Origin of the sequence: Rhodoligotrophos appendicifer (genome assembly GCF_007474605.1) — a bacterium.
In the GTDB taxonomy this organism is placed as follows: domain Bacteria; phylum Pseudomonadota; class Alphaproteobacteria; order Rhizobiales; family Im1; genus Rhodoligotrophos; species Rhodoligotrophos appendicifer.
The window spans coordinates 210,481-231,437 of the sequence record NZ_VHKL01000011.1; the positions used below are offsets into that span (position 1 = coordinate 210,481).

At 59.2% G+C, this 20,957-nt stretch carries 19 protein-coding genes and 1 pseudogene; 6 read left to right on the forward strand and 14 right to left on the reverse strand.

Features of this window, described 5'->3' with window-relative positions:
• Positions 1–8 precede the first annotated feature (8 nt).
• From FKM97_RS22855 to FKM97_RS22885, 7 genes are all read right to left on the reverse strand, one after another.
• A complete protein-coding gene (locus FKM97_RS22855; RefSeq protein ID WP_144294766.1) occupies positions 9–1,181 on the reverse strand; it encodes a thiolase family protein in 1,173 nt (390 codons plus the stop codon).
• A complete protein-coding gene (locus tag FKM97_RS22860) occupies positions 1,178–2,074 on the reverse strand; it encodes a 3-hydroxyacyl-CoA dehydrogenase (RefSeq protein WP_144294767.1) in 897 nt (298 codons plus the stop codon). The genes FKM97_RS22855 and FKM97_RS22860 overlap by 4 nt, the downstream gene beginning before the upstream one ends.
• Before the next feature lie 34 nt (positions 2,075–2,108).
• Positions 2,109–2,903 carry an enoyl-CoA hydratase/isomerase family protein gene (locus FKM97_RS22865; RefSeq protein WP_144294768.1) on the reverse strand — a complete coding sequence of 265 codons (795 nt, stop codon included), beginning with the start codon at positions 2,901–2,903 and terminating at the stop codon, positions 2,109–2,111.
• Between the two features lie 29 nt (positions 2,904–2,932).
• Positions 2,933–4,219: a TRAP transporter large permease gene (locus FKM97_RS22870; protein WP_144294769.1), complete on the reverse strand. Its 1,287-nt coding sequence runs from the start codon at positions 4,217–4,219 to the stop codon at positions 2,933–2,935.
• Entirely contained in the window at positions 4,216–4,779 is a 564-nt protein-coding gene (locus tag FKM97_RS22875; protein WP_144294770.1) for a TRAP transporter small permease, read from the reverse strand. Before FKM97_RS22875 ends, FKM97_RS22870 begins: the two co-directional genes overlap by 4 nt.
• Before the next feature lie 16 nt (positions 4,780–4,795).
• Entirely contained in the window at positions 4,796–5,824 is a 1,029-nt protein-coding gene (locus tag FKM97_RS22880; RefSeq protein WP_144294771.1) for a TRAP transporter substrate-binding protein, read from the reverse strand.
• 67 nt (positions 5,825–5,891) lie between these two features.
• Positions 5,892–7,562: an AMP-binding protein gene (locus FKM97_RS22885; protein WP_144294772.1), complete on the reverse strand. Its 1,671-nt coding sequence runs from the start codon at positions 7,560–7,562 to the stop codon at positions 5,892–5,894.
• 351 nt (positions 7,563–7,913) lie between these two features.
• Here FKM97_RS22885 and FKM97_RS22890 point away from each other — a divergent pair, with 351 nt between their 5' ends.
• From FKM97_RS22890 to FKM97_RS22900, 3 genes are read left to right on the forward strand one after another with little or no spacing between them, the layout of a single operon-like run.
• On the forward strand, positions 7,914–9,077 hold the full coding sequence (locus FKM97_RS22890) for an acyl-CoA dehydrogenase family protein (RefSeq protein ID WP_144294773.1): 1,164 nt from the start codon (positions 7,914–7,916) through the stop codon (positions 9,075–9,077).
• Entirely contained in the window at positions 9,074–10,237 is a 1,164-nt protein-coding gene (locus FKM97_RS22895; RefSeq protein ID WP_144294774.1) for a thiolase C-terminal domain-containing protein, read from the forward strand. The genes FKM97_RS22890 and FKM97_RS22895 overlap by 4 nt, the downstream gene beginning before the upstream one ends.
• Positions 10,238–10,242: 5 nt before the next feature.
• Positions 10,243–10,683, forward strand: coding sequence for a Zn-ribbon domain-containing OB-fold protein (locus tag FKM97_RS22900; protein WP_144294775.1), 441 nt, complete (start codon positions 10,243–10,245; stop codon positions 10,681–10,683).
• A gap of 1,820 nt (positions 10,684–12,503) precedes the next feature.
• On the opposite strand, the gene FKM97_RS22905 is transcribed toward FKM97_RS22900, so the two are convergent.
• The 4 genes from FKM97_RS22905 to FKM97_RS22920 all read right to left on the reverse strand — a co-directional run bounded on the left by FKM97_RS22905 (position 12,504) and on the right by FKM97_RS22920 (position 17,009).
• Positions 12,504–13,739, reverse strand: coding sequence for a glycosyltransferase (locus FKM97_RS22905; protein ID WP_144294776.1), 1,236 nt, complete (start codon positions 13,737–13,739; stop codon positions 12,504–12,506).
• Positions 13,706–14,599, reverse strand: a complete 894-nt coding sequence (locus FKM97_RS22910; RefSeq protein ID WP_246105226.1) for a sulfotransferase domain-containing protein — start codon at positions 14,597–14,599, stop codon at positions 13,706–13,708. The genes FKM97_RS22905 and FKM97_RS22910 overlap by 34 nt, the downstream gene beginning before the upstream one ends.
• A 140-nt stretch (positions 14,600–14,739) precedes the next feature.
• Positions 14,740–15,384, reverse strand: a complete 645-nt coding sequence (locus tag FKM97_RS22915) for a response regulator (protein WP_144294777.1) — start codon at positions 15,382–15,384, stop codon at positions 14,740–14,742.
• Positions 15,381–17,009: a sensor histidine kinase gene (locus FKM97_RS22920; protein WP_144294778.1), complete on the reverse strand. Its 1,629-nt coding sequence runs from the start codon at positions 17,007–17,009 to the stop codon at positions 15,381–15,383. The genes FKM97_RS22915 and FKM97_RS22920 overlap by 4 nt, the downstream gene beginning before the upstream one ends.
• Before the next feature lie 1,437 nt (positions 17,010–18,446).
• On the opposite strand from FKM97_RS22920, the gene FKM97_RS22925 reads away from it, so the two are divergent.
• Positions 18,447–19,250, forward strand: a complete 804-nt coding sequence (locus tag FKM97_RS22925; protein ID WP_144294779.1) for a class I SAM-dependent methyltransferase — start codon at positions 18,447–18,449, stop codon at positions 19,248–19,250.
• Positions 19,251–19,343: 93 nt separating this feature from the next.
• Here FKM97_RS22925 and FKM97_RS22930 read toward each other — a convergent pair whose 3' ends face one another.
• Positions 19,344–19,706, reverse strand: coding sequence for a MaoC family dehydratase (locus FKM97_RS22930; RefSeq protein WP_144294780.1), 363 nt, complete (start codon positions 19,704–19,706; stop codon positions 19,344–19,346).
• A gap of 166 nt (positions 19,707–19,872) precedes the next feature.
• On the opposite strand from FKM97_RS22930, the gene FKM97_RS27320 reads away from it, so the two are divergent.
• Both FKM97_RS27320 and FKM97_RS26800 read left to right on the forward strand, forming a co-directional pair.
• Positions 19,873–20,112, forward strand: a complete 240-nt coding sequence (locus FKM97_RS27320; protein WP_144294781.1) for an ATP dependent DNA ligase — start codon at positions 19,873–19,875, stop codon at positions 20,110–20,112.
• Between the two features lie 94 nt (positions 20,113–20,206).
• On the forward strand, positions 20,207–20,380 hold the full coding sequence (locus tag FKM97_RS26800; RefSeq protein ID WP_246105229.1) for a hypothetical protein: 174 nt from the start codon (positions 20,207–20,209) through the stop codon (positions 20,378–20,380).
• Between the two features lie 68 nt (positions 20,381–20,448).
• Here the strand turns inward: FKM97_RS26800 and FKM97_RS27275 are convergent.
• Positions 20,449–20,628 (reverse strand): annotated as a pseudogene (locus tag FKM97_RS27275) (DUF2934 domain-containing protein); the annotation flags it as partial.
• The gene (locus FKM97_RS22945; RefSeq protein ID WP_144294783.1) at positions 20,591–20,851 is read right to left on the reverse strand and encodes a hypothetical protein; all 261 of its coding nucleotides are present in this window, start codon (positions 20,849–20,851) and stop codon (positions 20,591–20,593) included. The pseudogene FKM97_RS27275 and the gene FKM97_RS22945, both read right to left, overlap by 38 nt.
• Positions 20,852–20,957: the final 106 nt, after the last annotated feature.

The window sequence follows — 20,957 nt, forward strand, 5'->3', positions numbered from 1 at the left end:
AGCCGGCGTCAATCCAGACGTTCGATGATGGTGGCGGTGCCGAGACCGCCGGCGCAGCACATGGTCTGAAGGCCGTAGCGGGCGCCGCGACGATCCATTTCGTGAAGCAGGGTGGTCAGCAAGCGGGCGCCGCTCGCGCCGAGGGGGTGGCCCAGGGCGATGGCGCCGCCATTGACGTTCAACCGGTCGTGGCCGACGCCGAATTCCTTCATCCACATGAGCGGCACCGGGGCGAAGGCCTCGTTCACCTCGAAGAGGTCGATCTCGTCGATGGACAGGCCGGCGCGGTCCAGCACCCGGCGCGTGGCGGCGAGGGGTCCGGTGAGCATGAGGGTCGGGTCGGAGCCCACCGTGGTCATGGCGGCGATGCGGGCGCGGGGCTTCAGGCCGTGCTTCTCCGCCGCTTCACGGGATGCGACCAGCAGGGCAGCTGCACCATCCGAGATCTGGGAGGCATTGCCCGCCGTGACGCGGCCGTCGGGGCGGAAGCTCGTCTTCAGGGTCGCGAGCTTCTCCAGGGTCGTGCCACGGCGGATGGTCTCGTCGGCGGTCAGGACAATGTTCGCCGGTTCGGCGCCGGGTTCCTGCCAGGCGTTCACTTCGACGGGGATCTTCTGGCCCTCGAAGCGACCTTCATCGTCCGCCTGGGCCGCACGTCTATGGCTCTCCATGGCATAGGCGTCGAGGTCGTCGCGGGTCATGGTCCACTGGTCGGCGATGCGCTCGGCCGCCTCGCCTTGAGAGGTCATCTCGAAGCGGTCCAGGAGCTTGTGGCCGAAAGGCTCGCCATGGATTTCCCGGTTGCTGCCCATGGGAACGCGGCTCATGGATTCGACGCCGCCGGCCACGACCATGTCGACCATGCCAGAGGCGATCTCGCCTGCGGCCATGTGAAGGGCGGCCTCGGAGGAGCCGCATTTGCGGTCGATGGTCACGCCGGGGATGGTTTCGGGCCAGCCGGCGCCCAATAGAGAGGTGCGTGCCACGTTGGCGCTCTGCTCGCCGATCTGGGTGACGCAGCCGAAGATCACGTCATCAATGGCGGAGGGCTGGAGGCCGTTGCGCTCGAGGAGCGCATTCAGGACCAAAGCGCCGAGATGGTCGCCGCGGACCTGGCTCAGAGCGCCACGGAAGCGCCCGATGGGGGTGCGGACGGCATCGATGATGACCGGGTCGTTCATAGATGGGCCCTCAAGCCGGAGCCCGGCACCTTCTCGCCATTCTCATATTTGTAGACGCCGTGGCCCACCTTGCGGCCGTAGCGGCCGGCCTTGACCATCTTGCCGATGAGCGGGCAGGGGCGGAACTTCTCGCCCAGGGTCTGATGAAGATGCTGAAGCACGGCGTAGCGCGTGTCCCAGCCCGTGAGGTCGCCGAGCTCGAGGGGACCCATGGGGTGATTGAAGGCCAGGCGCAACGCGGTGTCGATGTCCTCTGCGGTCGCCACGCCCTCGGACAGCATCCACATGGCCTCATTGCCGAGCATGGCCGACATGCGGCTGGTGGTGAAGCCGGGGGCCTCGTTGACGACGATGAAGGTCTTGCCGATGGCGGTGGACCATTCCTTCAGGCGCTCGACGGTCGCCTCGCTGGTCTGGAGCCCACGGATGATCTCGACGAGCTTCATCTTGTGGACGGGATTGAAGAAATGCATGCCGACGACCCGCTCGGGATGCGCCGAGGCGGCCGCGATCTCGGTGATGCTGAGGGCCGAGGTGTTGGTGGCGAGTACAGTGTCGGTGCCGACGACTGCATCGATCTCGCGCATGATCTTCAGCTTGACGTCGAGCTTCTCGGTCGCCGTTTCGATGACGAGAGTGGCTCCCTTGGCCGCCTCGGCGGCGCTGGTCGAGGTCGCGAGCGCCGCTATGGCGGCAGCGGCCTTATCGGCAGGGACCTTGCCCAGCTTCACGCCGCCCTGGATGATGGCTTCGATCGCAGCGACCGCCTTGTCGAGCACGGGCTGGCTGACATCGACCATGACGACTTCCGGTCCGGCCAGAGCGAAAGCGTGGGCGATGCCGAGCCCCATCTGGCCCGCTCCAATGACGACAACTTTCTGTTTCTCTGGCACGTCCTGTGTCCTGTCTCGATGATGGTGAGCGGCGTCACTCGCCGGTGAATTGAGGCGCGCGCTTCTCGACGAAGGCGCGCGCGGCTTCGATCTTGTCCTGCGTGGACAGAAGCAGGCTGAAGAGGTTGGCCTCCAGTGCCATGCCGTCTGCCAGAGCCATGCCGGCGCCCTTCACGGTCGCCTCCTTCACGTAGAGCGTGGCCAAGGGCGCGCGGGCGGCAATCTTCAGCGCCAGCGCCAGCGCTTCGGGAAGGAGAGATTCGACATTCTCAACGAGGCGCGACACGAGGCCGAGGCGCAGGGCTTCGGCAGCATCGATCCGATCGCCGGTGAGGAGCATGTCCAGGGCCGGACCCAAGCCGATGACCCGGGGCAGACGCTGGGTTCCGCCGGCGCCGGGAATGAGGCCGAGGCCGGTTTCCGGCAGGCTGAATTTCGCGTCGGGGGCGGCGATGCGGATGTCGCAGGCCAGGGCCATTTCGAGGCCGCCGCCCATGCAGGCGCCGTGAATCGCGGCGATGATCGGCTTGGTGGTGCGGTCGAAAGCCTGGATCCAGGGATCGCGGGTGAGCCGGCGCCGGGCGGCGACCGGCGTTTCGGCGTCGCGTTTTTCCTTAATGTCGGCCCCGGCGCAGAAGCCACGGGGGCCGGCCCCATGGATGAGGATGACGCGGATGTCCGGGTCCTCATCAGCCTGCCTGAGGGCTGCGGGCAAGCCATTGCGGATCGCGTCATTGATGGCGTTGATGCTGTCGGGGCGGTTGAGCGTGATGACGGCCACCGCGCCCCGGGTCTCGACGAGAAGGGCGGGCTGGGGGTCAATGCTCATCCCGGCACTATCCTTGTGCAAATGGTTCATCAGTTCATATGGCTCGGCAGCCAGAGGGTGATTTCGGGAATGCCGACAATCAGCGCCAAAGCGAGGAGATGCGCCAGAATGTGGGGCAAGACGCCCTTGAACACCTCGCTCAGAGGAATGCCGGAATAGCGGGAGACGACGAAGCAATTGAGGCCGACGGGCGGTGTCAGGAGGCCCACCTCGGCGGTGACGATCATCACTACGCCGAACCAGATCGGGTCGAAGCCGAGCGCGACGACCAGGGGCACGATCACGGGAACGGTGAGAATGAGGATTGCGGTCTGATCCATGAAGCAGCCCAGGACCAGATAGAATGCCACGATCATGACCATGACGATCCACGGCGAGATGCCGAGACCCTGAACCCAGATGATCAGGTCCTGCGTGATCTGGGTGAGCGCAAAGTAATAGCCGAAGATGGTGGCGCCGAGGATGATCAGCATGATCATGCAGGTGCCGTAGGTGGCCCTGACCAAGGCCTTGCGGAAGGTGCCGAGGTTCAACTTGCCGCTCGACAGAGCGAGACCGAAGCCGGCGAGCGCACCGAGGGCGGAGGCCTCCGTGGGCGTTGCGATGCCGGAATAGATGGTGCCGGTCACGAAGGCAAAGAGAAGGAGGACCGGACCGGTGACCTTGAGCAGGCGGAACTTCTCCGCCCAGGGAACTGCCGGTCCCGCCGGTGCCACGCTCGGGTCACGCAAGACCAGGACGTAGATCGTGGCGATGATGGTGAAGGTGACGATCATCGCCGGGACGATGCCGGCGACGAGAAGCTTGCCGATGTTCACTTCGGCGATGAGGCCGTAGATGATCAGGGCCACGGACGGCGGAATGAGCATGGACAGCGTGCCGGAGATCGCCACCACGCCGGCGGCCACGTCGGGCCTGTAGCCCTGCTTGATCATGGCGGGAAGGGTGGTCGCCGACAAGGTCGCGGCGGCGGCGGTGCTGGTGCCGCAGATCGCGCCGAAGCCCGCGCCCGCCAGGGCCGTCGCCATGCCGAGGCCGCCCCGCACCCGGCCCGTCCAGGCCGCGCCCGCCCGGAAGAGATCATCGGCGACGCCGCTGATCAGGACGAATTCCGCCATGAGCAGGAACATCGGCAAAGTGAGGAGTTCATAGGAGCCAGCCGTGCTGAGCGGTGTGCTCTGCACGATCCCACTCACCATGTCCCAGCCGCCAATGGAGTGGAGGCCCGCCATGCCGACAAGGGCCATGACCAAGCCGACGGGGATGGCCAGTCCGAGAAGGATGAACAGGGCGACAATGGGAAATGTGGTGATCATTCCGCGAGCCCTTCCTGCTTGGGTTCGAGGGCCAGGAGCTGCTCGACCTCGTCCTTCGGGGCCGAGAGGGTCAAGGCTTCGACGACGAAGCGCTCGACTGAACGCACGAGGGCCAGACCGCATCCCAGCGGCACGAGCACTGCCGAGGGCCAGATCGGCCAGTTGACCACCGGGCTCGGGAGGACCTCGCCGGTCTCGACCGCATCCAGGAAGCGAAGCATTCCATAGTAGAACAAGGCGAAGAACACCGCGATGGCGGCCATGCGGCCGAGAACGACGAGAACAAGGCGGGGACGAGCGCCGATATAGTTGCAGATGATGTCGACCGCCACATGGGCGCCCTTGGCATAGGAGCCTGGCAGGCCAAAGAAGAACAGGGCCGGGAGGATGTAGAGGACGAGGAGGTCCAGGGACCAGGGCAGAGGCGAATTCAGGGCGTAGCGGCAGAATACGTCGATGGAGACCACGATCATCACGGTGAACATCGCCAAGGCTGCGAGCGTGTCAGTGACACCCTCCACAGCCGTGAGAACCCCGTCGGCCTTTGCAGCCATCATCATGGTCTCCGATCGAGGCTCAGTTGGCCGGCAGCGCGGCCTTGAATGCCTTCAAGGTTTCAGTGCCGGGCAGGTTGCGGGAGTCCAGCTCCTTGGCCCAATCGGTCTGAACTGCCTGCGCGTAGCCATCCAGCTTCTCGAGATCCGCGTCGGAGAACTTCTTGAGATCGACGCCGTTGGCGAGGATCTTGGTGATGGCTTCCGACTTCTTCCGGTCGACATATTCACAGACCCGCTGAGCCGCCTTCTTGGACTCAGCCTTGATGGCCTCCTGAGCCTTGGGATCGAGCGCCTCGAACGCCTTCGTGTTCATGATGACGGCAACGACCTGGCCGCCGAGATTGGCATTCTGGGTGCCGTATTTCGTGACCGTGTCGAGCTTGTAGGTCAGGATGCTGTCGGGGGCGAAAATGAGCCCGTCGATGGTGCCGCGCGTGACCGCCTCATAAGCGGCGGCGCCGGATCCGGTCATCATCGGAGCAGCGCCGATCTTGTTCATCAGCGACTCGGTGGCGCGGGTCGCCACCATGATCTTCTTGCCCTTCATGTCGTCGACCGTATTGATCGGCGTATTGCTCGTGACCAGCTCGAAGGGCGGCAAAACGATCGGATAGAGCAGCGTCACGCCATTGGCGGTGAAATCGCGCTCGCCCAGGGCTCCGCCTTCTGCCAGCTTGTCATAGGCGACGAGGCCGTTACAGGCCTTGTCGAAGGCGCCCGGCATCTGCGCGACGTTGGACAGTTCCATCTTGTCGCCGAGAAAGGACACGCCGACGACGGCGATCTGGGCCACGTTGGAATTCACCAGGCGCAGGAAGTCCGTGGATTTGCCCAGCTGCTGAGCGGGGAAGTGCTGAAACTTAACTTCACCATTGGTGTCCTTCGTGACGGCCTCCATCAAGGGGGCCAAGCCGACGACGGTCAGGTAGTGAGTGAGGGGGAGATAATCCGCCACCCGGAGGGTCGTCTCGGCGGATGCGGATAGTGCACTGCTCGCCACCGCAACCATGGCGGCCATGGCGACGCCCAGTTTCTTCATCGTCTTCATCTTATTCCTCCCTTGCCAGTCTCTGCCGGCGTCCAAGCTCTCAGACGGCGGGTCCCCCGCCGCCGCCTCACGCAACCGCCGGTTTGGGCGGTGTCCTCTCGGTCTTCAGCATCACCTTCTCGCGGATCCGGTCCCAGGTGGCAGGTGTCACTCCCGCCTCGCGCAGCTCCTTTTTCTTGACCTTCTCGGAGGGGGTCTGCGGCAGGCTGGCCATGACCTCGATATAACGAGGCACCATGAAGCCGGGCATGCGGGCATCGCACCAGGCGATGACATCGGCATAGTCCAGGCCCGCCTGGCCCTCTTTCAGCACGACGCAGGCCTTCACCTCATCCTCGCCGGCCTGCTCGTCGGCCTTGACGCCGATGACGGCGCATTCGGCGATGGCGGGATGGGTGCGGACGACGGATTCGACCTCGAAGGAGGAGATGTTCTCGCCGCGCCGGCGCAGGGCGTCCTTCACGCGGTCGACGAAGTAATACCAGCCTTCCGCGTCCCGCCGCAGGGCGTCACCGGTGTGGAACCAAAGATTCCGCCAGGTTTCGACCGTCTTCTCGGGCATGCCCAAATATTCGCTGCACATGATGCCGGGCGCCTTGTGGCGCACGAGCAGCTCGCCGATCTCGCCCTCCGGGACCTCCTCGTCGGTCTCGGGATCGGCGAGACGGATCTCGAACCATTGGTCCACCAGCACCCCGGATGCGCCATCGGGACGCTTGGCGCCGCGCGGGGTCATGAAGACATTGGAAATCTCGGTCTGGCCGAAGCCGTCGACGAACTCGATGTCCCCGAAACGGTCGGTGAAGGTCTTCGCAAGACCGAGAGCGAGGGGGGCTGCGTAAATGGTGCGGAGCCTATGGCCGCGATCATTTGCCGACGGCGGCGTGGCGCAGATGAACGACATGGTGGCGCCGAGCAGGTTGGCAACCGTGGCGCCGGACCGCTTGGCGCGGCCGAAGTAATCGGAGGCGCTGAACTTCTGGTAGAGCACGCAATGAGCGCCGGCGATCAGGCAGGGATAGATCGTCAGAAACTGGGCGTTGCCATGAAAGAAGGGGAAGGCCGTCATGTAGACGTCCTGATCCGTCAGCCCGACCAGCTGCACATCTTCTTCGGCAAAGAAGTAAAAATGGGAGTGGGACATGACCACGCCCTTGGAGAGGCCGGTGGTGCCGGAGGTATAGAGAACGGCGGCCACATCACGGGGTCCGACTTCGATCCCCGGATTCTCCCTGTTGTCGGTCTTGAGGTCGGTCCAGGGGGCGGATTTGATGCGCTTCAGCGGATGCGCCGCGCCGGCGCCAATCAGGAAGCAGCGCTCGACATCGACGAGGCCATCCTCGACTTCGGCCAGGCGCTCGGTGAGCTCCGGGGTGGTGACGATGATGCGCGCCCGGCTCAGATTGACTTGATGCTGGAGGAAGGCGCCCTTCTGCAGGTCGCCCACGGGCACCTCAACGGCGCCGATCTTCTGAAGAGCCCACCAGGTGAGCACGAATTCCAGGCTGTTGGGCAGATACAGGACAACCCTGTCGCCCTTCTTCAGGCCTTGGGCGAGCAAGCCGTGAGCAAGACGGTTCACCTCGGCATTGGCTTCGGCAAAGCTCAGCGGCGTTCCGGCATCGGTCCAGGACAGACAGGGCCGATCGGCCCGAACCTCAGCCTGATGCTCAAGGATCTTTGGAAGCGCCCACATGTCCTTGGGGAAATGCGGCTCGAAGTGAGGATATGTCAGCATGGGCGCCCTGGGTTCGACGAGACGGCTCAGCGGACCAAGCCGGGGACCGGAAGGGGGGCCGCGTGCAGCGACATCTGTGCGCGAGCGTGCATGTCAGCGTCCTCCTGGGCGGGCCGCCAAAGGCCCTCGAATTGCTTATCCTTGGCCGGTGTCCGGCTGGTGACCGCTCATCCGTTGGGGATGGCGGATCTTCATTGGCCCTATCCGTAGCAAGCGACGAAACGGCTTTCAAGTGAAATTCTTTATGTAGAATGCTATTCGCAGATGAGATAGACTTGATCAAAATGGGTGATCGACGGCCTGGCCGGGTCATCTCGGGCGCTTCAGTCGCCGGCATGGAGGAGACGATCTTTGAGCGGGTGGCAACTCTGGACCCTGCCTTTCTTCGAGGCGCATCACCAAAAACTGGCCGAGCGTGTGGCGAGCTGGCGGGCTCCGTCGCATGACGAGCCGCGGGCCGAGGAGCTGGCCGATGCGTGCCGGGCCCTGGCACTGTCCCTGGCCGAGAAGGACATTCTCGAGATCCTGGTGCCCCGGCGCGACGCCCAAGGAGGCCGAAAGATCGATGTGCGGGCGCTGTGCATCGCGCGCGAGGCGGTCGCCTATGAGAGCGGACTGGCAGATGCCGTCCTGGCCATGCAGGGGATCGGCACCGCGGCGCTGTGGATGCACGGGTCCGAGGAGCAGCAGGCGCTGGTGCTGGATCGCGCCCGGTCGGGCGAGGCGATCACCGGCTTTGCCCTGACGGAGCCGGGCTCGGGTTCGGACGTCGCCAATATCACGACCAGGGCCGAGGCATCGGGCGGCGATTACGTGATCAATGGAGAGAAGGCGTTCATCTCCAATGGCGGCTTCGCCGACCATTACGTGGTGGTGGCGCGGACCGGCGAGGCGCCGGGCGCGCGCGGTCTCTCCGCCTTCCTGGTGGACAAGGATGCGCCCGGGCTGAGCTACGGTCCGCCCATGGAACTGATGGCGGCCCATCCCCTGTCGAGCCTGACATTCAGCGATTGCCGGGTGCCGGCTTCGCGGCTGATCGGAGAGGCCGGCCGCGGCTTCAAGATCGCCATGGAGACGTTCGACATCTTCCGGACATCGGTGGGGGCAGCGACGCTCGGGATGGCACGGCGGGCCATGGACGAAACGCTGGCGCGGGTGAAGGAGCGGCATCTGTTCGGCAGCCCCATGGCCGACATCGCCGGCGTGCAGATGAAGCTTGCGGACATGTCCATCGACCTGGAGCTGGCGGCGCTCAGCGTCTATCGAGCGGCCTGGGCCAAGGACACGATCGGCGGCCGCTGCACGCGGGAGGCCTCGATGGCCAAATATGTGGGAACGGAGGCCGCGAGCCGGGTCATCGACGGTGCGGTCCAGATCTTCGGCGGCCTCGGCGTCACGCGCGGCTCCATCGTCGAGCAATTGTATCGCGAGGTGAGGGCGAGCCGGATCTATGAGGGTGCGAGCGAGGTGCAGAAGCTGGTGATCGGGCGCTCGCTGCTGAGCGAGCGGCCATGACCATCCGCGACAAGACCGCCATCGCCGGGCTGGGATCAACGCCCTATTACAAGCGCGGCACGTCCCTGCCGCAGACGCTGCCCGAGCTTGTCTGCAAAGCGATCATCGCCGCGGTGGACGATGCCGGACTGACCGTCAAGGACATCGACGGGTTCGCCTATTATTCGGAAGGCTTCGATACGCCCTATCTCATGGAGACCCTGGGCATTCCCGAGATCCGCTATACGGCAACGCTGACGGGGAGCGGCGGCGGGTCGGCGGGGGCCGTGGGACTGGCGGCCTCGGCGATCGTCAGCGGCATGGCGGAGACGGTGGTCGTGGTGGGAGGCACGCAGATGGCCGAACAGCGTTTCGGCTCACTCATGTCGGCCTATCCGCAGACACCGGAAAACGCGTTCTTCTCATCGGCCGGATTGGTCGGGCCGGGGCATATGTTCGCTCTGCTGGCGCGCCGGCACATGCATCTCTATGGCACGACGCGGGAGCATTTTGCCGAGGTCGCGATCTCGACACGCCTCAACGCCATGCGCAACCCGGGCGCCGTGATGCGCAAGCCCATGAGCCGGGACGACTACTTCAACGCGCCGATGATCGCGGATCCGTGCTGCCTGTTCGATTTCTGCCTGGAGACGGATGGGGCGATCGCGGTGGTGGTGACGAGCACGGAGCGGGCCCGCGATCTCAGGCGCGATCCGGTGCGGATCCTGGCCAGCACCCATGGCGGCGGCCGCGACTGGGGCCGGGCCCTGTACTGGATGAACATGCCGGACGAGGCCTTCGCCTCGGGGGGGCACGCGCCGGTGGCGCGAGGCCTGTATGCGCAGGCCGGCGTCACGCCCGGCGACATCGACTGCGCGCAGATCTACGACCATTTCAGCCCGATGGTGATCACCCAGCTGGAGGATTACGGCTTCTGCGGAAAGGGCGAGGGTGGTCCCTTCGTGGCCAGCGGAGCCATTCGCTACGATGGCGGCTCACTGCCGGTGAACACGGATGGGGGCCAGCTCTCGGCGGGATATATCTGGGGCATGTCCCATGTCCGCGAAGGCGTCGAGCAGTTGCGCGGCACGGCGGTCAGCCAGGTGGCCGACGCGGAGCTGGTGCTGGTCACCGGCGGGCCCTCCTCGCTGCCGGTCTCCGGCCTCATCCTGGCGAAGTGACCGACATGAGCGAGATTTCCAAAGCACCGCCCCCCGAGCTGTTCACTTTGACCACGGACCAGTGGACCAAGCCGTTCTGGGAGGCTGCCGCCGCCCATCGCCTGGTGGCGCCGAAATGCGGATGTTGCAGCACCTTCCGCATGCCGCCGACGCCGTTCTGCCCGAACTGCCTGTCGCAGGCGCTGGAGTGGCCGGAGCTGTCGGGACATGGTGTCCTCTACAGCTATACGATCGTGGCCCGTGCCATCATCCCGGAGATGGCGGCCCATCTGCCCTATGTGCCGGCGCTGGTCGAGCTGCCCGATGCCGGCGGGGTGCGGCTGATCACGAACATCGTCGGCGCGCCGCTGGATGCGCTGGAGATCGGATGCCCGGTGGAGGTGGTGTGGGACGACCGGCCCGACGGGGTCAGCATTCCCTGCTTCAGGCTGGTACGCACTGATTAAATAGGGCTCTATCCACCTGACTAGGCTTGGCGCGAGGGGGAACTTGGCGTGCAGCAGCGAACGGGTGGTCTTGAGCCGGTGGTCTAAGGCCCACCTCTCGCTGGAACCACTAAATTTGTCTACCGGATCGGCTGAGCTCAGTCTACCAAGCCTCGTTGCCCTTGGCCGGCCTATTCGGTTTTTCATCCGCAGTGGTTGAATGACATCCGGCGCCATTTCCGAAAACTCGACTACCTCATTCAGTTAGACTTTGCGATACACCGTATGCCCACGGCTCGGGACGCGTTCTTTAGTCCCCCCTACCACTGGAATCGTTTGGGGGCATAAGGCAGAGATAGCTTCGCGATTAGAGGGATTGTTCCCGGGCTTTGGTGATGCTCCTGGTGGTAAGGCGAAACTGGTCTACGACCTTAATGGTGCTTTGGCCTATATGGCGAAGGATACCCCATGCAGATATGCCACAAACATTAAAGCGAACAAGGTTGGGGGCCTTCAAAGATGGCACTACCGGGAGCCGTTGACGAAAAAGCACCGGCTTATGATGCTTGCCTTTCAGTCTGATTACACAAAGCCGGAATTATGCTTTGGGTCAAACGGAGGCTTACGGATCTTGAAGGCCGCCATTAAGGCCGCAGAAGGTCGTGGATATCTACCTTATGAAGGAGGGCGGCCAAGCGGACGAGGAAGGCAGATTAAACCAGCCTTGTGAGACCAAAACAGACGATATTAGAGGCTAAAAGCAGTCCAAAAGAGGGGAAAATTCATCTGGTAAAGTAACCGTAGCTCAATTAAAGGAGAGTTACGATGACTGATTTCACTATTGATTCCCTTCTTCAGAATATCTTACCGGTACCCCTTGCTGCTAGACGCAACAGTATAATTAGTCTCCGCTCGTCGAGCAGTTAATGGCTTGCAACTATTTCGGCCGGTGTGGAAGCAGCATCTGCCCGTTCTGCCTGTCAGATGAAAGGATATTATTTCCCATGTAATCTGCGGCCAGGGGCTTGTCGGTTACGAGACAGTCACTTCAGGTTCCAGTCAGCTTTCTCAGACAAGAACTCCCTTGGCAATTTTGTTGATCATCAATCCAGTCAAACCCAAAGCAAGCGCGGACCATCTGAAGCTCATTAAGTACTCGGCTTAAAGAATTCCGCGTGACAGACATTGGTACATGACCGGCCACTTGACGCTAGTAATTCGCTCATTTTTCGCTGGAGGGGGTTTTGCGCATTCCCGACGCCCCCTATTGATCGACATCGACTTCCTTATGCACATGAACGAGACCCGTTCAATGTACATCCCGCACATCGCGTTTCCAAAATTTCTGCTAAAAGAAATCTATGGAGGGAACGACCTGGATCTGTCGCCAGCAAAGAGGCCCTAAAGCAGCCTTAAAAGCGAGAGTGACACGACAACCTGGCGGTGGTTTCTAGAACTATCGTCAGCTGTGAGCGTCCCTATTGGTCAGCTGAGGCCGATGAACCCCCCACGCGGGGGCACCCGGCAAACATCCATGGGACTCCTACGGGTCCCTTTGCCGTACATGGTAATCTGCTTAGGGAGGCGGCTGCCTGTCGGCTTTACGCGCCACCGTAGCATGGTCGCTTTTGACCAAAGTCGATCGTGAAAACCAGCGTTGTTGCGCAGAAAGTTAGTTAGACTGCAGTTTACCCTAGGTGATAAAGAGGTGCCGTTTGTACGGCTTACTGCCAATGAAGGGGCACAAACGGTCGAGATGCTGTGCCCAGAAGAACATGATTTTTGGGACCTTGCCCGCTCTCTCCTGCCGGTCATAGTACTGGCTGCTGCTGCCGTTAGCTTCACCGGTGCTTTGTGGAAAGCTCGTCCTGAAAAATTCTTTTATAAAGAGCAGTATGTTGGTTGATATATTGCGCGAGTGAGAAATTATCGACGACGCGCTCACGTGCTTTTAAACCAAGCTGGCGGCGATCATCATTGCTAAGGTCAAGCAACGAGGCCAATGCACTGGCTAAGGCCTCTGGCTGTCCTGGAGATGTTATTATTCCGGTGAGCCCGACAACATGTGGACAGTCTCCAATGTTGGTAACAACGGAGGCGACCCCACTGGCCATCGCTTCAGCCGTGGCACACGAGAAAGCCTCTCCCCACGTCGAACTGATAGCGTGGATATCAAGGCCCGGCATAATGTCAGCGATGATAGCGTCTTCACCTCTAAAACTGACCCTGCTTTCGAGGCCAATGCTGCATGCCATTTTCATGGCTGCCCCGTTCGGTTGACCGGGTCCAACAAATAAGCCGTGAACGTCGTAACCTTGCTTGAGAAGAATGGCGAGTGATCGAACAAGATCGCACTGGCTTTTCATAGGATGACATCGGCCCACGCTTCCGATGATCATCCGCTCTGGAGGTATGTTTAAGCTTTGCGCTAGCCGGCCTTTCGCTTCCCAATCCGGCCTGAAGTTAGAGCAGTCGACACCATTGTAGATGATCACGCTGCGGGCAGGATCGAAGCCGGCCGCTTCATGCTGTTTGGCGGCAACTCGCGAGCAGTAGACTATGGCTGAGGTTCGGCTCGACAAAAGGGCAGACAGCTGGACAGTCCGCCTCGTCAGTGATTTTTCAGTACGAAGATCATACAGTGAGTGATGGATGCTCCAGATGACGGGGGCAGAGCAGGATCCCACCATCGCCCCTAAAGTACCGGCAACGTTCCCATGATACATCCACCCGTGAATAAGACGAGGATGGGTCCTTTGGATGAGTCGCGTCAGGGGCGCCAACTTTCCCAGCTGCAAACGTCCGCGTGGAACATCCAAACTGTGCACTGAAATTCCAGCTTGGGTAATCGCCGCCTTCAGCCGGCCTGGCTTCATTAGCGAAAGCACCGTGCTGTCGCGGACCGCAGAAGAGCCGCTCGTGAGGAGTTGAGTTAACATGCATTCCGCACCCCCAATATCAAGGTCGGTGATGCAATGTAGTACACGGCCCGGGTGAGGACCTCCTTCGAGATTATCCGGAGGGGGCACCGCGACTGGAAGGCCTATCGCAACCGGTTGGCTTGCCAGCCCGTGCATACCAAGAGCTCCTGAGCTTGGATGTTCAGGTCGCGGTGACAAGTGCTTTCCACAAAGTCGATGAGTGAAGGGCTTAGATAGTCGGAAAATCCACCCACTTTTCCCTTCCGCATACGCAAGGCTTCAGTGTCGCCGCGGTCGTAATGATGGCCTGGAATGCCTTCGCGGCGCTCCTGGGCCTGCATCCTGTCGAAACTGGAACAATCGAGCGCAGCAACGAGCCGGCGCGCGTTGTACGGGCATTCAAGAAACTCAAGTATTCTCGCTATGGAGAATTCTGAATTGGATGACAGTTGCTCATAGCTGACAATGATGTGCCGGTGATATTTCAGGCGCTCTGCCCATCCGTTAAGATATTTGATGAAGGCTGGCAGCCCGAGATCTCTATGGGTTAGAAATTCCTCAAGTGAGCCCGCAAACCTGTGCTTCTGCCGCTGCGCATGAAAGTAGGCCGACACCATAAGATCACGCGGATCGCGAACCAGGAAAATTACGGGCTTCCTGAGGAAGATGGCCGTTGCATAGGGTTGATGCGTTGCAAGGATTAGCGGAATTCTAGCGCTATGCGCCCTGGTCCGGAATGCCTGCACGCCTCTGATAGGGTCGAAATCGAAGTTTGGGACAAAGGAGAACATGTTGCTGAGATCAACCCTCTCTTGGAAGGCGGATCCCAAGGCAAAATAGTTGGCTAGAATGAAGCGCAGCCATGTTCGGCCTGACTTTGGGTAAGAAACGAGAAAGCTGTCAGCCGCAATCGCGTTGGAGATTCGTTTGATGCGTCTCCCAAGAGAAGCGGTTGCGTAAGACGTAGACAACCGACCAGATTCAAATGGCGTAAAATCGTAAATCGTATTCGCCAATGTCCAGCTCCCAATAAAAATAACGCGGGGATTATTAGCGAAGACCCAAAGACGGGTCCGATCACTTCAATAAAAAAGATACTTTAGCTTTAAGAGGGAATCTATATATCAGAAGATATACCGGATATGCCCTAAGCCAGTTAGCGATCGCGCCAACTCAGCGCCTTGGCCGCAAGGGTTGTGCGATTGTCCATATGAAGCTTCTGATAGATATTGTGCAGGTGGATCTTCACGGTTCCTTCGGAAACCTGAAGTTTTCGTGCAATGACTTTGTTGGGATGCCCCTCTGCAATCAGCTCCGCGATTTGAATCTCTCGGGAAGTTAGAGAGCCTTGGACCCGATCCCGCTCCGCTCGCCGGGCTAAAGCGGGCTGTATTAGATCAGGCGGTAGCCACTTCCGCATTTCCGAAACGGTGTGAAGGCAGTCCAACAAAGTGTCTGGCGCACTCTCCTTTCGGAGAATACCCCATACGCCAGCGACGATTGCGTCGACGATCTGCGCGTCCGTAATCGTCGCGGTAAGGAAGATAATGCGGGCTGGTGATGGCGAGCGATTGAGAGCTTGCAGCACCTCAATGCCACTCATCCCCGGCATCGTAATATCGAGTATGGCGAGGTTCGCTTCCGTCCTCAGGATGAGGTCCAACGCCTCGGTTCCGGTTGAAGCTACGCCAGAAACTTCAAAGGCTGATTGAACGGCGATGAGGTCGCGAAGCGCCGTCAAAACCAGAGGATGATCGTCTGCTATCACGACGGAAACAGGTCTTCCTGCTGGTGAAATCATAGCGGCAACGCAATTGTAAGCTCGATGCCATAATCGCGCGGTGAAAATGTGAGACGGCCGCCGAGGTCACGAACCCGCGATTTTAGAGATTGTGGCTCAAACTCAATCGGTTTGCTCGGTGTGTCTATCAAACCTCGGCCATTATCGCGCACGCAGAGATGAAGGTTCGTGCCATCCTTCTCTATGCGCAAATCAACGAACTTCGCTCGTCCGTGACGGACTGCATTTGCGGTAGCTTCCGAAATGAGAAGGAGGATCTGTGAACAAAAAATCTGATCAACGATGAAGTCTTCAGGTTTAATCGTTGTTTCAATCTGACATTCCCACTGCTTTGCCAATATCGAAGAAAATCTTCGAACCTGATCAGCAATCATAATTGGCTCGGACGGCTCCTTTAGTCGCTCTGCACCTTCGACGAAGTGACGGATTCTTTGCTGCTGGCTCAAAAGAAGGTAAGAGACATCGTCAAGCTTTGCTCGAACTTCATGAGGCACAAGGGATGCCAGATTCTTTATCTGCAAATTGGCGGCGGTTAAATTTTGCAGGACGGTGTCGTGCATGTCTCGTGCTAGGCGAATTCGTTCTGTCGCCCGCGCCGTAGAAGCGATTTCGTTTGCGAGAGCAAAGCGCTCCAGCTCCGCGGCTATGTGGGCGGCAATGATCTCTGTAAGCAAACGGCTATCCACACTTTGGTCCCGAGCACCAAAGACGAAGACGGCACCCTGGAAATGCAAACTGCTGAACTGGGAGAGACAAATTACAGATCGCTGATGTTCAGAGGAATTCTTTAGATCCGGGATGCTTGCCAGGTCGAACGAGGACGACAGCGGGTGCAGCAAAATGGAAAAGCTACAATTCAAGCCATTCCAATCTGCGATACGAACTTTGGGCTCATCTTTGTCCTGCCAGATCACGACCACTCGAGAAGCCCCAAGAACTTCGCCAGCATGGCTCAAGGAGCTTGCCAGGGGAGGGTGATCTAGCTGAGCGGCTGTCGTCGTCGGCCAAGATGCAAGCTTCGCCAAACGATATTGGCTGCGTTCTCGATAGGCGCAGAAGTATCCTAGCATAGCCGCCGTAACCAGCAGGTTTGCACTGCGCATAATCAATACATTTAGATCTGAATCTCTGCTCATCGACATGTCCAGATCAGGCCAACTCAAACCGATGAGGGATACTTCCAGGACGATCACTGTCGCAAGCCCGCCGCGCCAGCTCCAACGCATCGTGCCGGTCAACAATGCAAATGTAAGAAATGCAAAAAATGGACTCTGCAGCCCGTCGGTGAAGTGGACCAGGATGCACAGGGTGCTGATGTCAAGGGCATGGGTGACGATTTGGCTGGTCTCACCTGGGGGACGAATAAGAGATGAGCCCGCCGACCCAAGCGCGAAAGCTAGGTAAGCCGCGAGAATAAGAAAAGTCACCTCTATGTTTCGAGAAGGGTGGGTTGGGTCGAGATAGACAGCGACAATAGCGATGCTGGCAAAAACAAGGCGCCCAAAGGCGATCAACCGCTCCGGATGCGAAGAAAAAAGTAGATCAGCTAAATAGGATCGCGTGATCCAGAATTTTGAACTTCTTTTTTCCACTGTTGTTCGGAATGTCCGTTCAGTTTCAAGCATGCGCCTGATTTAGGAATAGGCCACTCAGTTGAGTGTGTCTCGTCAGGTTGATCAGAAAAGCCTGTGGAATCTGGGTCTCCAATGTTCCAGACAAATCGGTATTGCCTGCGTGGCAAGAAAGCCCCAGAAGTCCGCAACTGGCTTTTCAGATCTAGGCGTCAATTGTGGGCTGCAGGTACCCGATGCGAGGGTCCATGCACGCACAGAGCTGGCCGACATTTGCCTTATGGAGCATGATCACAAAGGGCTGATCCGGAGACGCCCATCAGCAGGAATGCGGTCGCTGCCGCAACTCTACGGCGTCTGCGCTTTCAAGACACTCCGGCCTAGTACATTCCGAAGACTGCTTATCGGAACCTATTTCACGGGAGCGGCGTGATCCTGGAAGCCGGCAAAATGAAACAGACGTTCAACACCTCCTTGAGGCGTTTAAAATTTTTAGCTTCATGATGACTCGCAGTGGCTTTAGTATTGGCTCAGGCTTCACGATTGAGCTGCAAGAATATCAATCCGCAACATTTTTATTAAGAGCCAGTGCGCTTTTGCGCAGGTCTGTCAGGTAAATCCGAAGCGATACGGATCTTCAATTGCGTTTAAATGCGCCACCAAATCGAGGTGCATCTAATGGCTGTCCAGATAAACCCGCGGATTCAGTTCACACAAACTGAGCGGATTCATCTTTGGCGCTCAAGAACGGGAGAAGTGCCAGCCATTAATCCATCTAAGAAGGATATGCGTCCTCTCTGAGAGCATCAACACGCGCCCCTCTGCGCAAGCCACATATGATTTCGAGCCTTCAAAAGAGTAATCTCTGTTCACAAGGCTCTCTTTAGAAAGTCATAAGCTCCATTTACATTTTCTCTCACGCAGGAAAGCAGGAGGGTTAGGTCGTCAAATTAAGCCTTTTATTCTACGTAAATTTTGGAACAAACAAGTAAATCTTGCATCTGATCACGAAGATCGGGTGCGTCAGGTAAAGCCTTATTGCAGCATCGAACTTTTCGCCCGCAACTACGTTTCTGACTCCAAAGTTCGAATCAGTTGTGCAGATGCCGCATCGTAACCTTCTACAGTCCCCAGCCGAACGCGCCATCTCCAGACCGGAGAGCGTTCAGCCTATCCAGAAATTGGGTGCGGTCCTGAGCAGGAGCATCCTTATAAACGCACTCATCCCCTCCTTGGCAATTTGGGCTATATTCATCGTCCTAATCTCCGGTTGATGGATGAGGCCATGACCTTCGTCTCCGGCGGCCGAGCGCAACCGTTCTCATTATTGTGGGCCATCCGAAATTGTGGGCCATCCGAAATGGGATTAGCCTTGCACTGATGCTAGGGAGGTTCTGGCATCAGGCCGGCGGAGTCCGGGTGGGCCTAAGCTTACCGCAACTCCGCCGGCGCCAAAACCATTCGGCGAGCGGCTAGAGTACGGAGAACCCGATGGCCTCAAGCTTCAATGTTCACGATGCGGCGGGATACGAACAGCTTATGGGGCGATGGAGCAAAAGACTCGCTCCTCTGTTCATTGAATTTGCGGGTATCGCGAATGGAGAGAAGATTCTCGATGTCGGGTGCGGAACTGGAAGCCTGACCTTCGCGCTCGCAAACTCAGCTGAACTTCGCGAAATCAAAGCCATCGACTATTCACCTGTCTTTGTCGAAGAATTGACCCGGCGAGCCAAGACAAACTCAAATATCACGGTCCAGCAGGCGGATGCCTGCGCTTTGCCATTCGAATCCGGGACATTTGATCGTGCTTTGGCTCTGCTCGTGCTGCACTTCGTGCCAGAAGCCAAGAGGGCAATTGCTGAGATGCGACGCGTCGTTCGGACAGGGGGCGTGGTCGCTGCGGCCGTATGGGACCATCTCGGTGCTATGCCAAGCACCCGGATGGCCGTTGATACAATAGCAGCGCTAACCCCTCAGGGTCGCGAGTTGCGCACCAGATATTTCTTCCAGCCGATGATGCAGCCGGGCGAGATGAAACGAGCCTTTATTGATCAGGGTCTACTGGATGTCTCAGAGAGACAGCCGATGATCCGAATGGACTTCCAAAGCTTTGATGATTATTGGGCGCCTGTCGCAGCTGGCGAAGGTCCACTTGGCAAGTGTGTTGCCGCGTTTGACGCTCAAGAAAGGCCTCGTATCGAGGCTGCCGTGCGAGATGCCTATGAAGCTGGCCGACCTGATGGCCCCCGTTCTTTTGCCAGCGTCGCGTGGGCCTGTAGGGGGATTGCTCCTTAGGGAAGCAGCAAAATCTTGAGTTCGCGTCTGGGGAGGCAGAACGGCAGCTCCAACTAGTGCATATCCACGAAGCTTATCTGCGCAGCGCTGTCATCACAGCGCCCTTTCGATGGCTTCCCCCGTCTGCACTAGCTCGCCGCGCTGGTTCCTGGCTTGCACCTCGAAACGAATTCGCCGCTTTTCGTCGTCCTTCGCTGCGAGACGAACCACTGTCGTCACTGTATCGCCGATGACAACAGCCCTCAGGTATTTGGCCGATGTCGACAGTAAGGCAGTGCGTACCCTAAACCGCTCGCAGAATTGCACGATGGGCTTCGACATCAACGCTGACGTCATGACACCATGCGCGATCCGATCCGGATAATGGGTGTTGGCCCGCGCCCAGTCCCCGTCCAAATGGAGCGGATTGAAACTTTGGATGGCGTGGGCAAAGGCGTCGATTGACTCCCCGTCAATGACCTAGCTACTGGATTCCCAGTCCCCAACGGTCAAGGACTCATAAGTTCCCGTCCAGTCTCCAGTCATCAGTTTATCCTCACGATAAACCTCACCGTCACATCTCAGCCGCGGATGCTTTTTAACCATTCAGTAGCGTCGGCGACCGGAACACCCATGGTCCCTGATGCGATCCAATGCACTATGCCGGCGGTGTCGGCAGCGGTTTGTCGGAACGTCTATCGAAGGGCCTGAAGGCGCGCCTGGACAAGATCGCGATCGCAAGCCGGTGATCAAGGGTCTGCGGGAGAAGGGGATCATCTGGACCGAGCCGAAGGTGGTGGTCGAGGTGGAGTATCGTGGGGTGACCACGGCAGACCAGCGCCTTCGGCATCCGGCGTTCAAGGGTGTGCGGGGGGATAAATAGTGGATTATCGAAGCAGGTTCCGGGAAAATGTCATAGGTATGGAACGACATGGCCGCTTGGCGCTTCGACAGAAAAAGAACAAAGGAATGAAGTGATGCGGAGCTCGGCCACCGTGACAGCTTTTGAATGCCGCGCCCAAGCCTCGGAGTTCAGGGAACAAGCTGAGATGGAGACGGATCAAGCCCGGAAAGACCTGCTCTTCAACATGGCGCGCACGTGGACTGTTCTGGGGATACAGACTGATCGTCTCGACGAACTTTCCTCCTGAACTTTTAACTCGTCCGGCTGATCGGCCCCTCGCTTCAGCCGCAGCTCTTGCTCGAGAGCAATTTCCTGGCAAGCTCTACGCCAATGCTTCTCGTGCGCATCATCGGGCCAGCCTTCGCTGACCCAGATTTGATAGGCACGATCGCGGACGCGCTCCTCCCAGTCTTGCGGCCGCTCACAACTGAGTTCTGTGGCCTGGGAGCTCCTGAGGTTAACCCAAGCGGTGATATCTCCAAGCGGCTTGTTCACTGTCGTATTCCAGCCATTTCGTAGGTGTCTCTAGAGGCACGATATTGCCACTCTCATTCTCGAGGAATACGTCCACGGGACAGCCCTGCTGCTTGGCATTCCTCGACCATTCCAGCGCCCGAGTGATCGCATCGACCTGGGTCACGAACTCGTCATAGCTCTTTCCGTCAATGCCGATCTTCCAGATATCTCCGTGGCGATGGACCACAATGCGCCTGTTCATTTCCTTGCCGCCCCGGCCAATACTCCTATTTTATAGGTAGCGAGGGATCATTGAAATTTACAAGATGACGAACCATTGATTTAAGAAATGTCCGGAACCGTACGGT

What these genes read in the sequence shown, in the direction of transcription:
- FKM97_RS26800 (WP_246105229.1), top strand. Translation starts at nt 20,207, where the DNA reads ATGCGGAGCTCGGCCACCGTGACAGCTTTTGAATGCCGCGCCCAAGCC.
- FKM97_RS22870 (WP_144294769.1), bottom strand. Translation starts at nt 4,219, where the DNA reads ATGATCACCACATTTCCCATTGTCGCCCTGTTCATCCTTCTCGGACTG.
- FKM97_RS22880 (WP_144294771.1), bottom strand. Translation starts at nt 5,824, where the DNA reads ATGAAGACGATGAAGAAACTGGGCGTCGCCATGGCCGCCATGGTTGCG.
- FKM97_RS22875 (WP_144294770.1), bottom strand. Translation starts at nt 4,779, where the DNA reads ATGATGATGGCTGCAAAGGCCGACGGGGTTCTCACGGCTGTGGAGGGT.
- FKM97_RS22945 (WP_144294783.1), bottom strand. Translation starts at nt 20,851, where the DNA reads ATGAACAGGCGCATTGTGGTCCATCGCCACGGAGATATCTGGAAGATC.
- FKM97_RS22865 (WP_144294768.1), bottom strand. Translation starts at nt 2,903, where the DNA reads ATGAGCATTGACCCCCAGCCCGCCCTTCTCGTCGAGACCCGGGGCGCG.
- FKM97_RS22925 (WP_144294779.1), top strand. Translation starts at nt 18,447, where the DNA reads ATGGCCTCAAGCTTCAATGTTCACGATGCGGCGGGATACGAACAGCTT.
- FKM97_RS22885 (WP_144294772.1), bottom strand. Translation starts at nt 7,562, where the DNA reads ATGCTGACATATCCTCACTTCGAGCCGCATTTCCCCAAGGACATGTGG.
- FKM97_RS22900 (WP_144294775.1), top strand. Translation starts at nt 10,243, where the DNA reads ATGAGCGAGATTTCCAAAGCACCGCCCCCCGAGCTGTTCACTTTGACC.
- FKM97_RS22905 (WP_144294776.1), bottom strand. Translation starts at nt 13,739, where the DNA reads ATGCACGGGCTGGCAAGCCAACCGGTTGCGATAGGCCTTCCAGTCGCG.
- FKM97_RS22895 (WP_144294774.1), top strand. Translation starts at nt 9,074, where the DNA reads ATGACCATCCGCGACAAGACCGCCATCGCCGGGCTGGGATCAACGCCC.
- FKM97_RS22920 (WP_144294778.1), bottom strand. Translation starts at nt 17,009, where the DNA reads ATGCTTGAAACTGAACGGACATTCCGAACAACAGTGGAAAAAAGAAGT.
- FKM97_RS22915 (WP_144294777.1), bottom strand. Translation starts at nt 15,384, where the DNA reads ATGATTTCACCAGCAGGAAGACCTGTTTCCGTCGTGATAGCAGACGAT.
- FKM97_RS22855 (WP_144294766.1), bottom strand. Translation starts at nt 1,181, where the DNA reads ATGAACGACCCGGTCATCATCGATGCCGTCCGCACCCCCATCGGGCGC.
- FKM97_RS27320 (WP_144294781.1), top strand. Translation starts at nt 19,873, where the DNA reads ATGCGATCCAATGCACTATGCCGGCGGTGTCGGCAGCGGTTTGTCGGA.